Origin of the sequence: Geminisphaera colitermitum TAV2 (assembly GCF_000171235.2) — a bacterium.
Taxonomy (GTDB): domain Bacteria; phylum Verrucomicrobiota; class Verrucomicrobiia; order Opitutales; family Opitutaceae; genus Geminisphaera; species Geminisphaera colitermitum.
In genome coordinates, this window is sequence record NZ_ABEA03000041.1 from 73571 (window position 1) to 86044 (window position 12474).

The window sequence follows — 12474 nt, forward strand, 5'->3', positions numbered from 1 at the left end:
TTGCGCGAAGCGCCGCCGCCCAAATAGCCGAACCAACAGAAAACAGAAGAAGTCACCGCACTTCGCGCAACCTATGGATGGCAGGCAGGATGCCTGCGCTACTTCGGAATACCGGCGGCAGGATGCCGCCCCTCACTGCGGGCTCCCTGCGGGCTCACTCCCCCGCCACACTCAGCCGGATCGACTCCAAATTTTCGCTCACCAGTTCCCCCATCGACTCGCAATCCAGATAAGCCCTCCGCTTGTAGTGCTCCGCCAATGACACGCGCAACTCGCGCACATTCTCCGGCGGCGCAAGACGGTCGCCCGACATCGCCGTCAGCAACATCGTCAGCCGGTCCTCGATGATCTCCGCCCGCTGCAACATCAAGACCTGCTCCTCGCGCTCGTATTGCCGCGCCGTCTCGATCCGCAGATGCTTCATGCAAAACAACGCCAGCGCCCGGTTGTCCTTAAAAAACTGCGGACGATACAAGTTCATGCGCCCCTCGTAACTCTGCTGGTCAAAATCCATCGCCCGCAGCCGGATCTGCGCCCCCTCGAAATCCGGCGTGAACACCACCACGTAGTTGTAACTCCGCATGTCGCCCAGCAAGCGCACGAAACACCGCGTGTTAAACTTCACCAACTCCTTCGCCAGCCGGATGGGCTTGATCTCCGGACTCTCCATCCAGCGGCTGATAAACTCGTTGCCCGGAATACCCGCGATATGCTCCTCGATGAGCGTGTTGCCGCACGTCAGATAGTTCATCCGATTCGGCGACAACAAGTGCTCCAACTCCAGCCCGTAGATGCGCGACGCGTCGCCCGTCTTGACGTAGAAATGATCCGGGTTGTCGTTATACGCATTCACAATCCGGATACGAAACGGCGCCGAGTTGCCGAACGCGCAGTAGTCGATCCGGTCGATGTAAAGGTGCTGCATGACCGACATGTCGCCATCGACGCGCAGGATGGCGTAAACCTGTTTCAAATCCTCCTGCAACGCCTGCATCTCCAGCGGCTCGTAAACCACGCCCTCCCACAACGTCTGCCGCCCCTTCGCGTCGCTCAACGGCACGCTGTCGCTGAACCGCCGCAACCGCTCGTAAGTCACCGGCAGCTCACGTTCGCGCCGCCACCGCCGCAAATACGTCCGCAAAGGCTCGCTCACCGGAAAACTCGGTTTCTTCTGCTGCGTGCGCACCGGCCGTTGTTCTTCGATCTCCATGACACCCCGCAGACTGCCCGCTCCAGCTCCCATCTGGCGATTGTAATGTGACGTTGACCCGGCCGCCCCGGCGTGCGATTAGTGCGCGTTCGCGGCGGACGCCGACTCATCAAACCGGCAGCCTGCCGCGTTCCATCCAACGCCACCACCCGTGCTGCTCGTCATCGACAACTACGACTCGTTCACCTATAACCTCGTCCAATACTTCGGCCAACTGGGCGTGGAACAACGTGTTTACCGCAACAACGAGATCACCCCCGCCGAAGCCCTCGCGCTCAACCCGGAGCGCGTCCTCATCTCGCCCGGCCCCTGCTCGCCCGCCGAGGCCGGTGTCTCGCTCGACATGATCGCCGCCTTCGCCGGCAAAAAACCCATCTTCGGCGTCTGCCTCGGCCATCAATCCATCGGACACTATTTCGGCGGCCGCGTCATCCGCGCCGACCGCCTCATGCACGGCAAGACCTCCCCGATCCTGCACCGCGACACCGACGTCTTCCGCGGTCTCCCGCAAGGCTTCGCCGCCACGCGCTACCACTCGTTGCTCGTCGAACGCGCCACCCTGCCCGACTGCCTCGCCATCACCGCCGAGACCGCCGAAGGCGAAATCATGGGCCTCGCCCACAAGACGCTCCCCATCTGGGGCGTCCAATTTCATCCCGAGTCCATCGCCACCGAAGGCGGCATGAAGATCCTCGAAAACTTCCTTAGCCTTTAAACCCGTTACCATCATGCGCTGTCCCAAATGCACCTCCATTGACGACAAAGTCATTGACTCCCGCATCAGCCGTGAAGGCACCACCATCCGTCGCCGCCGCGAATGCCTGGAATGCGGTCACCGCTTTACCACGACAGAGACCTTCGTTCGCGAAGGCATTGTCGTTCTCAAACGCGACGGACGCCGCGAAGACTTTGAACGCGACAAACTCATCCGCGCCATCCGCGTCGCCTCCCACAAACGCCCCATCGACGCCGAGCAAATCTCCATGCTGGCCGAGGACGTGATTGATGTTCTGGAGACGCAATACGACAGCGAAATCCCCTCCAGCGCCATTGGCGACGCCGTCATGCAGCACCTCCGCAAGATCGACCAGGTCGCCTACGTGCGCTTCGCCAGCGTTTACAAAGAATTTCGTGACGTCTCCGAGTTCATGCAGGAAATCAAGACACTGGACGGAAAAAGCTGATCCGAATGTCCCCCCCCCCCCCCCCCCTTCCGCGCGACCAACTGCGCCGCCTGTATTTCATTGATTCGCTTTTTGCGCCGCTGACCGGGCACGACCTTTATCTGGCGCGTCAAATCCATGAAGCCATTGCCTTCAGCCTGACGGAGCTTGAGACGCGAACCCGTGAGCATCCCGAATTTGCGGCGCGTTACGATGCGGAGTTCAACGCCGCCGCCGCGCGCCTCCTGCAACGTTTCTTCAATGACCAGCGACCCGGCCACGGATTTTTTCACTGGGATGCCCTTGGCACTACCACCTCGGCGACGCCGCTCTTTGCGCGTGCGGAACTGATGACAGGTCTCAAGCGACTCGCGCCCTACCGCGAATCCACGTTGCTCGTCACCAATTTGCGTCCGGCCTTCCTCCCCCCCCAAGCCCGCGCCACTCCGCGCCGCCAGCGCGACTACACCGAAGCCCTTCGTTACGTGCAGGACCTGGCCGCCCGCCGCATTCACCACGAAGCGAATCTGCAGTTGCTCTTCCTGTAGAACACAAAGCCCTCAACAACCTGCAAAAAAGCCCTTTGGAAAGATTTCCAAAGGGCCAAAGTGGGTGCAGGGGTTGGATTTGAACCAACGACCTTCAGGTTATGAGCCTGACGAGCTACCAGGCTGCTCCACCCTGCAACAAAGGAACAGTAAAGAGGCCGAGACCGTGTCGCCTGTTTTTATTCTGTCAATACACTTTAAATAATTTTCCCCGCTCTTTTTATCCCACCCCTTCACCAACAACAAAAACGTGACCATCTCGACCTCTGCCATCCCCCCCCCCCCCCCCTCCGCCTTTCTCCCGCCCGACTACGATCCCACACGCCCCATCGCCCTGCTCTCCGGCAAAGGCCTTTACCCCCAACTCGTCGCACGCTCCATCCGCGCCGCCGGGATTCCACTGCGACTCGTCGCGTTTGACGAAGAAACCCCGCAGGAATTGATCGCCACCTTCCCCGAAGCCGAACGTCGCACCATCCTCGTCGGCCAGCTTGGCAAAATGCTCAAGGCCATCCGCGAACTGCGCGCCGGCTACGCCCTCATGGCTGGACAAATCACCCCGCGCCGCCTCTTCAAAGGCCTCCACCCCGACCTCAAAGCCCTCGCCATCCTCGCACGTCTCAAACGCCGAAACGCCGAAACGATCTTCGGCGCCATCGCCTCGGAAATCGAAGCCCTGGGCGTGCGTTTGCTCGATGCGCGCTGTTTTATCGACGCGCACCTCGCCACACCCGGCGTCATGACCCGTGGCAAATTTCCCATCGAGCGCGAGAGCGTTGACCACGGTCTGCACATCGCCCGCGAATGCGCCCGGCTCGACATCGGCCAGGGTTGCGTAGTGCGCAAAGGCACCGTGCTCGCCGTTGAAGCCTACGAAGGCACCGATCCCATGCTGCGCCGCGTCGGCGAATTCAAGACCGACGAAGCCGTCTTCGTCAAAGTCGTCAAAACCGCGCAAGACTACCGTTTCGACGTTCCCTGCTTCGGTCTGCAAACGCTCGAAAACATGCACGCCTCCGGCATCAAGGCCGCCGCCATCGAAGCCGGGCGCGTCATCATCCTGGACAAACCCGCCGTCCTCGCACGCGCCCACGAACTCGGCATCAGCCTGCTCGGCGTCGAATAAATTACGAACGACGAACCGAAGTTACGCAGAGGGACGAGTCGCAACGCACCCCGTTTGAAGTGGCGCGGGCGTCTCGCCCGCCTCTGACGGCTCCCCTCCCCCCCCCCCCCCCCCGACTTCACGCCCGCGGGTGCGCCTTGTCGTAGATATCGCGCAACCGGGCGATGCTCACGTGGGTGTAAATCTGTGTCGTATTCAAACTGGCATGACCCAGCAACTCCTGCACCAGACGCAGGTCCGCCCCCGCGTTGAGCAGATGCGTGGCGTAACTGTGGCGCAACTTGTGCGGCGAAAGGTCGGTCGGCAGGCCGGCCAGCGCGAGATAGCGTTTCAGCATTAGCTGCACCTGCCGCACGGGCATGCGCTCGTGCTCCGGCGTCACCAGCACGGGAGCGGCGGGCGATGTGTCGCGGGCGTATTCGTTTTTCCACTTCACAAGAACGGCCAGGGCGACTTTGCCGAGCGGACACAGGCGCTCTTTTCTGCCCTTGCCGAGAACGCGGGCCACGCCGCTCGTAAAGTCGATCTGCCCGTAGTCGAGCGCGGTCAATTCGCTGACGCGCAGGCCCCCGCCGTAAAGCAGTTCCATCGCCAGCCGGTCGCGCCAGGCGGTGAAGGGCGTGATGTCCGCCACATTGTCCAGCAAACGCTGCGGCCCGGACAACAGGAGTTTCATTTGCTGCTCGGTGAGAAATTTCGGCAGGCGTTTTTCGAGTTTGGGCAGCGCCAGCCCGACCAGCGGATTGCGCGACACACGGCCATGACGGAGCCAGTATTTGTAAAACGAACGCAGCCCGGAAACATGATTGTGCAGCGTGCGCCGGTCGAAGCGCCGCTGGCCCTCGATGACAAAATCACGGAGATCGCGCGGCGTGAGCTTGTCGGGTGCGAGAGATGCAGCGGATTCGTTTGCCGCGTCGCGCAGTCCCGAGGAAACCAGCCAGCGGTAAAAATCTTCGAACGCCTGTCGGTAGTTGCGAACCGTATACACCGAATAACGGCGTTCGCGGGCCAGATAATCGAGAAACGGCGTCAGCCACTCGGCGACGATGGCGGGCGGCACGGCTGGCTGTTGGGCGTTCTCGGTCACGGCGTTTTTCTTAACCACTAATGGACACTAATGAACACTAATTTCGGAGGGCGGATTTGTAGTGGGGAAAGCATTACTTTCCGATGTAGGGGCGTCGCTTGCGACGCCCGCGATTGGTAAGTGTGCCGCGTCCGGCAGACGCGGGCGTCGCAAGCGACGCCCCTACCATGCATGATTTTGTCACTTATTTTTGAATACAATTTCAAGGCCTGCTTATTAGTGCCCATGAGTGTGTATTAGTGGTTAAGCAGGTTTGGTTTCAGTGCGAACCTTCGCCTCGATGGCGGCCTTTACGCGGTCCGTTTCCCGGCGCAGCGCGCCTTCGGGATCGAGTCCGGCGTCGCGGGCGGCGGCGGCGAGTTGGAAGAGGTGACGCCCCAGGCGCTCGTCGTCGAGATGCGTGGCGATGGACTTGATCTGCGGCGCGTCCGCGGCGTCGCCGACCGGAATGTTTTTTTTGCCGATCTGCTTCCAAATGGCCTCGGCATACATGAGGGCGGGGAGACGGGGTGGTTGTTCTTTGAATACACCGGATTGCGCGGGGCCGTTTTTCTTTTCCTGCGCCTTGATCTCGTCCCACTTCGTAATGACATCGGCGGCGGTGCCGAGTTTGTCATGGTTTCCGAATACATGCGGGTGACGGCGGATGAGTTTGTCATTCACTTCACGGGCGACGTCGTCGAGGTCGAACGCGCCCGTTTCGGAGGCGATTTGCGCGTGGAAGATCACCTGGATGAGCACGTCACCCAGTTCCTCGCGCATGTGCGGCAGGTCGTTGCGGTCGATGGTGTCGATGAGTTCGCTGACTTCGTCGATGAGGCAGCGCACGAGGGTCGCGTGGGTTTGTTCGATGTCCCACGGGCATCCGCCGGGGGCGCGGAGACGGGCGATGGTTTGGCGAAGATCGTCGATGGCTTGGCTCATGGTGTGGTGCGAAAACGCCGAGTGAACCAAATCGACCGTCGAGGGCAACCGCACATCGGAGGGCGGGTCTCCTGACCCGCCGACGATGCGAAGCATCGCGATTCCGGATGGGCGCGGCTGTGCCGCGTCTGGCGGGTCGGGAGACCCGCCCTCCGATGTTTTTACTTACAGCAAGTCGGCGGCGAGTTCGGCGAGACGGGAACGTTCGCCCTTGGTCAGCTTCACGTGCGCGGCGAGGGCTTGGCCCTTCATCCGGTTGTGACAGTAAACGAGCCCGTTGCTGCGCGCATCCACATAAGGATTGTCGATCTGCGCAGGGTCGCCGATCAGCACGATTTTCGAGCCTTCGGAAATGCGCGTGATGACGGTTTTGACCTCGTGCGGCGTGAGCTGCTGCGCTTCGTCGAGAATGAAGAAGCGGCGGGCGATGGAACGCCCGCGGATGAAACACAACGCCTCGACCTCCACCAGTCCGCTCTTGATGAGCCGCTCATACGGTTTCATCGGAGCGAGGTTCCCATTGGCCCCTCCCCCCCCCCCCTGGCCGGAGTGATTTCCGTTCGAAGAGACAAACGGCGCGGACGCAGCCTCAAGAGCGGCGTCGTGGTGTCTTTTCTGTTTTTTCTTCGACGTCTTCATCGCCGCGAACTGCGGGTCCTTGGGCGGCTTGGAGGGCATCAGCACTTCCAGCGCATCGAAGTAGGGTTGGAGCCAAGGCTTCATCTTTTCTTCCATGGTGCCGGGCAGGAAACCGATGTCCTTGCCGAGCGCCATCACGGGGCGGGAGATGGAGACGCCGTCGTAGCGCGAGTGGTCGTCGTGCGTCTGGTGCAGGGCGCAGCCGATGGAGAGGAGCGTCTTGCCGGTGCCGGCCTTGCCGTAGCAGGTGATGAGCGAGATGGAGTCGTCGAGCAGCGCATCCACGAGGAACTGCTGTTCGAGGTTGCGCGGGCGGATCGGGATGCCGCCGGGGGCTTTGACGAATTCGGGGATTTTGAGGCGGCGCACGATGCCTTCGCCGTAGTGGCGGGCGGGCATGGTCTTGCCCTCGTCGGAGCGCAGCAGCACGTATTCGTTGAGATGGAGCGCGCCGGACGGTTGCACATCCGCGCCTGTAGTGGCGGCGCCATGACCGATGTCAAAAAAGCCCTCCGAGCAAAAACGCTGGAGTTCGTAGATCGTCACCGGCACCACGCGGTAGGAGGCCTCGTCATCCGTGGCGGCGAGGGGAACCTTGTCGTTGAGGTAATCCTGCGCCTCTAGGCCGACGGCGCGGGCCTTGAGGGCGACGTTGACATCCTTGGTGACGAGAATCGTGGGCGGCGGGTAGGCGTCCTTGACGAAGACGGCGGCGGCGATGATCCGGTTGTCCTTCTTGCCCATGTCGGGGAGCACGGCGCGGAGGGCGCGCATGCCGGGGCTGTCCTTAAGCGAGGGGTCGGCGAGGTAGGGGTTGATGATGACGGAGAGGGTGCCGCCGTTTTCGAGCCGCACGCCTTCGTGCATGGAGCGCGAATCGGGGAGCAGTTCGGAGAGTATCCGATGCACGCGGCGGGCGTTGCGGCCTCGCTCGGTGGACTGCTCCGTCTTGATGGCATCGAGCTCTTCCAAGACCTCCACCGGGATTGCGAGGTTGTTATCCTCGAATTTGAAGATGGATTGCGGGTCGTGGAGCAGGACGTTGGTGTCGAGCACGAAGGTCTTGACCTTCGCAGAGAACTTGAGCCGTGGTTTGTGAACGCTGGTCCCGCTCAGATGTTCCATATGTGGATAACGTGTGAATAACCGTGCGTATGTTGCCCCTCTTGTCGATGGCGGAGTGATGTTTTCCGATATTTTTTTGTAAGGTTCTGCCACTGTTCCCACAATCAATCCTCTCGCGCCGCGCCGTCGCCGCCGGCATGGTCTTTTGTTCACTTTTCCGTATTTCCATATTTTGGCTTCTCTTCACACACATCACATGAGCACCCACACTGCCTCCGTCCCCGCCATTAAATTCGCCGCCGAGCATGTCGCCTGGCAGGCCTCCGACCCGGTCGCCGTCGCCGCCTGGTATGTCAAGCACCTCGGCTTCGAGGTGGTGCGCCAGGGGCCCGCGCCGGTTCACATGCACTTTATCGCGGACGCCACGCGCCGTCTCGTCATCGAGATCTACAACAATCCCAAGGCCAGCATCCCCGACTACCGCACCTACGATCCGCTGCATCTGCACGTCGCCTTCGCGGTCGAAAACCCCGCCGCAGCCCGCGATTACCTGCTGGCCAATGGGGCCACGCTCGCCGCCGACTTGGAAAATCTCCCCAATGGCGACCAGATCATCATGCTGCGCGATCCGTGGGGCTTCGCCGTGCAGGTGCTCAAGCGCGCCAAGCCAATGCTCTAAGCAGCACGGCGGCATCCGCATTTCCCGTTGCAGCCGTTTCCGAACATTGCCTTTTGAGGCCGCTCGCGCAGCGTCGCCGCCATGCAGCCGCACGAGCTTTTTAAGGACATCCTCAAAAAAACCAGCGCCAAACAAATCGCCTCCGATCTGGGCGTGTCATTGTCGCTGGTTTACAAGTGGAGCGAAACCCCGGGGGGCGACACCGGCAGCGGCAGCAATGCCAGCAGTGGTGGCAGCGGCTCCCACAATCCCCTCGCGCGCGTCGGCCAGCTCATCGCCTCCACGGGCGACATCCGCCTCGCCCAATGGGTCTGCCAGCAGGCCGGCGGCTTTTTTATCCACAACCCGGAGGCGCATCCCAACACCCGCCCGCTGGCCCCTGCCACCAGCAAAATCGTGGAGGAATTTGCCGAAATGCTGTCCCTCATCGCCGCCGCCTCCGCCGACCAGAAAGTGACCCCCGAAGAGGCCGCCTCGATCCGCGCCCGTTGGGAACAGCTCAAAAGCGTCACCGAAGGCTACATCCGCGCCGCCGAAACCGGTACGTTTCACCCGCCGGAATCCACGCACTGATGGACTGACGCACCGGACCCGACCTTTGGCGGAACCCGACTTTTAGACCTTCGACTTTGAGACTTTCGACCCTTTAGACTTCCGGCTTTTATCCAAATCCATGTCCCAAGTTCGCGTTCGATTCGCTCCCAGTCCCACCGGTTTCTTCCACATCGGAAGCGCCCGCACCGCCCTCTTCAACTGGCTCTACGCCCGCCATACCGGAGGCACCTTTGTCCTCCGCATTGAGGACACCGACCACGCCCGCAACAGCGAAGCGTTTTTGAATGTCATCTACGACAGCCTCCGCTGGCTCGGCATGGACTGGGATGAGGGTCCGGGCGTGGGCGGCGATTACGGTCCCTACCGCCAGAGCGAGCGCGACGCCATCTACCGCGAATACCTCCAAAAACTCACCGCCGCCGGACGCACCTACGAGAAGGACGGCGCCATCTGGTTCAAGCTCCTCGGCGAACGCTCGGAGGTGTTTGACGACCATCGCAAAAAAACCGTCACCAAGGTCGCCAACAAACCCGTCGTCATCGACGATTGCATCCGCGGTCGAGTGGAGCGCACCGAGGACGAGGATTTTGTCATTTTCCGCTCCGACGGGAATCCCGTTTTCCACTTCGTCAACGTGGTGGACGACATCACGATGAAGATCACCCACGTGATCCGCGGCGAGGACCACCTCTCCAACACGAGCAAGCACGTGGAACTTTACCAAGCCTTCGGCGCACCCGTGCCCGCCTTCGCGCACATCCCGCTCATCCTGAAACAAAACGGTCCCGGCAAGATGTCCAAGCGCGACCAGGGCGCGCTCGTCGAGGAGTATCAGCGCCGCGGATACCTGCCCGAAGCCGTGGTCAACTTCCTCTGCCTGCTCGGCTGGAACCCCAAGGACGATCGCGAAAAAATGCCCATCGCCGAGATCATCGGGCGTTTCGACTTCCCCGGCGTCAACCAGAGCAACGCCCGTTTCGACGACAAAAAAATGGCGCACATGAACATGGCCTACCTGCTCGAACTGCCGCCCGAGCGCTTCGTCGCCCACGCCCGCGTCTACTTCGAACGCCAAACCGAGGCCTCCGCAACCGATACCCCCCCCCTCCTCGCACCCGCGCTGGCGGCTGATCCGGCGTATTTCCGCGACGTGATGCTACTCGCCCAACCCAAGATCAAATCCGTCGAAGAATTGCCCGCCTACACGGTGTATTTTTTCACCGACGATTATCCTGTGGACGAAAAAAACCGGACCAAAGTTTTGGGCAAAGGCGATCCGAAGGCGCGGCTCGCCGAGCTATCCGCTGCCCTGTCCGACGCGGATTTTTCCAGTGACGCGAACATTGAGACTGCGATCAAAGACCTCGCCACTGCGCGCGGCCTTGGATTTGGCGACTACCAGGCCGTCTCGCGTCTGGCCGTGACGGGGGTCCCTGCTGGTCCGAGCCTGACGAGTCTCTTCCGACTCCTCGGCAAAGATCGCGTGCGCGCCCGTCTGGATCGCTTCGCCGCGAGCCTGTGAGGCCATTGCAATAAAAAATCTGGAAAATCCTATTGACCCGCCGTGTAGGATTCATTGTCTCGCCCATCTCTCAAGCGGACGTAGCTCAGTTGGTAGAGCACCACCTTGCCAAGGTGGACGTCGAGAGTTCGAACCTCTTCGTCCGCTCCATTTTATTGAAAGCCCCGGTAATTGAATAAGTTACCGGGGTGTTTCTTTTTCAGGACTGCCGAAGCATTCCATCGGATTGATTTCCGGGCAATAGGGAGGCAAGGGCAGCACTCGCAGGTTAGATTGCGGTTTCAGCAAGGCCTTCACGCCGTTCGCTTTTATGCGAGGCGCGCTTTTCGCGGCGGACACGTTGCCAGTGCGGCTCGGGGGCTTCACCGGCCATGATGCAGCCTTGCGGTTGGATTTCGCCGACCACGGTTGCGAGGCCGAAACGGGCGATCTGGGCTTTTACTTTGGTCGCGTCTTTGTAGCCGAGCGGGGACTCGGAGAGGTCGGGCGCACCGTTGAACCAGCGCACGTCGATTCCTTGCGTCACCGAGGACAGAACTTCTTTTACGCGGGCGGGATCGATCTCGCCGTCGCTGTCTTTGTAGGGACGCAGCATAGCGGAACGCGAGAGGTTGCGGCCTGCGCCGTGTGGACAGAAGGAGAGGTAATCGCTGTTGTCCGCGCCGAGCACGAGGAGGATTTCGCGTGCCATGTTGAGCGGGATCAGACCAAGCAACGGGCGGCCTTGCTCGTCGCGCCAGGCTGGCGTGGCTCCTTTGCCGTGGAGGAAGGTGCTGCCGCGTTTCCACACAAAATTGTGCTCGTTGCCGATCTGCGCGAGGGAGCGTTGTCCGATGCGGCCAAGAAAGGCGTCGTGAATCACGGCGTGGTTGGCGCGCGTCCAGCGGGCAATGTATTGCAAGGCGTCCCAGTAGGCTGCGCCTTCCGGTGAATCGGCGGGTAACCACACGGCGGCGTCGGGGATGTTTGTGGCGTTTTCGTCGCACCAACTGCGGGCGGCTTTCTGGCCGCGTTTGTAAAGGTCGGCGCCGATGCCGCGCGATCCGTGGTGAGTCACGAGAACGTTGAACTTGCCGTCGCGGCGCGTGATCGTCTCGGCCAGTTCGGTGTAACCGGCGGTTTCGAGCGCGGCGCGTTGTGCATCCGTGAACTGGATACGTCCGACGTAGACGAAGTGGTTGCCGTCGCCTTGGGTGCCGAGGAAATCTTGGGCGCGGCTGCGCAGGCCGGAGAGGAAGGGGTTGTCCCACACCGGCTCGTTGAGCACGGCGGAGGTGAATTGTTGGCCACGCGGACGTCCACCGGCACCGAAGTGCGTTACTTTTTGCAGGTGGTTCATGAGTTCTTCGACCGGATGGTTGTCGGCGAAGAAGGTCGCGAACATCGAACAACAAATGTCCGCCGAGTGTGCGCCGGGAATGATGGCGTTCTCCACGGCGATGGCACCTCCAACCGGGATGGTTGCGGTGCCGCCTCCGGTCGGACAGGTGTCGGGCATCAGCACGCCGCGTTGGACGACAGGCGTATGCAGGAGTTCCATCATGCGCTGACGCGCGGAGGCAACGTTGGTAGTTTCCTCGTCGGTCTCGGTTTCAACGGCTTCGGCGAGCGGAGCGTTGGAGGCGCGCGGTTGGATCAGCGGGACTTGTTTGGGAAACTCCTGTTCGAGTTGGGTAAAGATGAGTGCGCGGTCGAGGCCAGTGGCGTCGAGTTCACGTGCGCGGCGAAGGGCAGAGCCGAGTCGGCGGCCTTCGAGCCAACCAGCCGCGAGCAAATCGCGGGCTTTGATTTCCATATTCATGATAAAAGAGAGTTGATCGGGACACCGGCCTGAGGCGATGGCGGACAGAAATAGGCGGCAAAGGTTTGAGCCTTTAGGTGTGAGGTTTGCTTTTTGAAACGTTGAACGATGACGGTTAACAATCAGGTCGGTATCGTTTGGTGAAACGACTT

The 12474-nt window shown here is 61.2% G+C and carries 12 protein-coding genes and 2 tRNA genes; 8 read left to right on the top strand and 6 right to left on the bottom strand.

From position 1 onward, the window contains the following. Positions 1–154: 154 nt before the first annotated feature. The gene (locus OBACDRAFT_RS04830) at positions 155–1210 is read right to left on the bottom strand and encodes a hypothetical protein (protein WP_043583496.1); all 1056 of its coding nucleotides are present in this window, start codon (positions 1208–1210) and stop codon (positions 155–157) included. 151 nt (positions 1211–1361) lie between these two features. Between OBACDRAFT_RS04830 and OBACDRAFT_RS04835 the strand changes: the two genes are divergently transcribed. From OBACDRAFT_RS04835 to OBACDRAFT_RS04845, 3 genes are read left to right on the top strand one after another with little or no spacing between them, the layout of a single operon-like run. Next, positions 1362–1925 carry an anthranilate synthase component II gene (locus OBACDRAFT_RS04835; protein ID WP_043583259.1) on the top strand — a complete coding sequence of 188 codons (564 nt, stop codon included), beginning with the start codon at positions 1362–1364 and terminating at the stop codon, positions 1923–1925. Positions 1926–1938: 13 nt separating this feature from the next. After that, positions 1939–2394: a transcriptional regulator NrdR gene (gene nrdR / locus OBACDRAFT_RS04840; protein ID WP_043583260.1), complete on the top strand. Its 456-nt coding sequence runs from the start codon at positions 1939–1941 to the stop codon at positions 2392–2394. A gap of 5 nt (positions 2395–2399) precedes the next feature. Further along, positions 2400–2921 (top strand): hypothetical protein, encoded by a 522-nt coding sequence (locus OBACDRAFT_RS04845; RefSeq protein WP_043583261.1) that lies wholly within the window; start codon positions 2400–2402, stop codon positions 2919–2921. Between the two features lie 61 nt (positions 2922–2982). Here the strand turns inward: OBACDRAFT_RS04845 and OBACDRAFT_RS04850 are convergent. Further along, a tRNA-Met gene (locus OBACDRAFT_RS04850) sits at positions 2983–3059 on the bottom strand. Between the two features lie 112 nt (positions 3060–3171). Between OBACDRAFT_RS04850 and OBACDRAFT_RS04855 the strand changes: the two genes are divergently transcribed. Then, entirely contained in the window at positions 3172–4047 is an 876-nt protein-coding gene (locus OBACDRAFT_RS04855) for an LpxI family protein (RefSeq protein ID WP_232766651.1), read from the top strand. 118 nt (positions 4048–4165) lie between these two features. Here OBACDRAFT_RS04855 and OBACDRAFT_RS04860 read toward each other — a convergent pair whose 3' ends face one another. The 3 genes from OBACDRAFT_RS04860 to OBACDRAFT_RS04870 all read right to left on the bottom strand — a co-directional run bounded on the left by OBACDRAFT_RS04860 (position 4166) and on the right by OBACDRAFT_RS04870 (position 7825). Then, positions 4166–5137, bottom strand: coding sequence for a tyrosine-type recombinase/integrase (locus OBACDRAFT_RS04860; protein WP_043583499.1), 972 nt, complete (start codon positions 5135–5137; stop codon positions 4166–4168). A 243-nt stretch (positions 5138–5380) separates the two neighbouring features. After that, on the bottom strand, positions 5381–6157 hold the full coding sequence (locus OBACDRAFT_RS04865; protein ID WP_232766653.1) for a MazG family protein: 777 nt from the start codon (positions 6155–6157) through the stop codon (positions 5381–5383). Positions 6158–6226: 69 nt separating this feature from the next. After that, positions 6227–7825: a PhoH family protein gene (locus tag OBACDRAFT_RS04870; protein WP_043583262.1), complete on the bottom strand. Its 1599-nt coding sequence runs from the start codon at positions 7823–7825 to the stop codon at positions 6227–6229. A 196-nt stretch (positions 7826–8021) separates the two neighbouring features. Between OBACDRAFT_RS04870 and OBACDRAFT_RS04875 the strand changes: the two genes are divergently transcribed. The 4 genes from OBACDRAFT_RS04875 (at position 8022) to OBACDRAFT_RS04890 (ending at position 10671) form a co-directional block, all read left to right on the top strand. Beyond that, the gene (locus tag OBACDRAFT_RS04875; RefSeq protein ID WP_052361165.1) at positions 8022–8444 is read left to right on the top strand and encodes a VOC family protein; all 423 of its coding nucleotides are present in this window, start codon (positions 8022–8024) and stop codon (positions 8442–8444) included. An 81-nt stretch (positions 8445–8525) separates the two neighbouring features. Then, positions 8526–9017, top strand: coding sequence for a phage regulatory CII family protein (locus OBACDRAFT_RS04880; RefSeq protein WP_043583264.1), 492 nt, complete (start codon positions 8526–8528; stop codon positions 9015–9017). A gap of 100 nt (positions 9018–9117) precedes the next feature. Continuing rightward, positions 9118–10521: a glutamate--tRNA ligase gene (locus OBACDRAFT_RS04885; RefSeq protein ID WP_043583265.1), complete on the top strand. Its 1404-nt coding sequence runs from the start codon at positions 9118–9120 to the stop codon at positions 10519–10521. Between the two features lie 74 nt (positions 10522–10595). Next, positions 10596–10671, top strand: a tRNA-Gly gene (locus tag OBACDRAFT_RS04890). A 118-nt stretch (positions 10672–10789) separates the two neighbouring features. Here OBACDRAFT_RS04890 and OBACDRAFT_RS04895 read toward each other — a convergent pair. Further along, complete coding sequence (locus OBACDRAFT_RS04895; protein WP_043583267.1) at positions 10790–12322, bottom strand: RtcB family protein; 1533 nt, start codon at positions 12320–12322, stop codon at positions 10790–10792. Between the last annotated feature and the right edge of the window lie 152 nt (positions 12323–12474).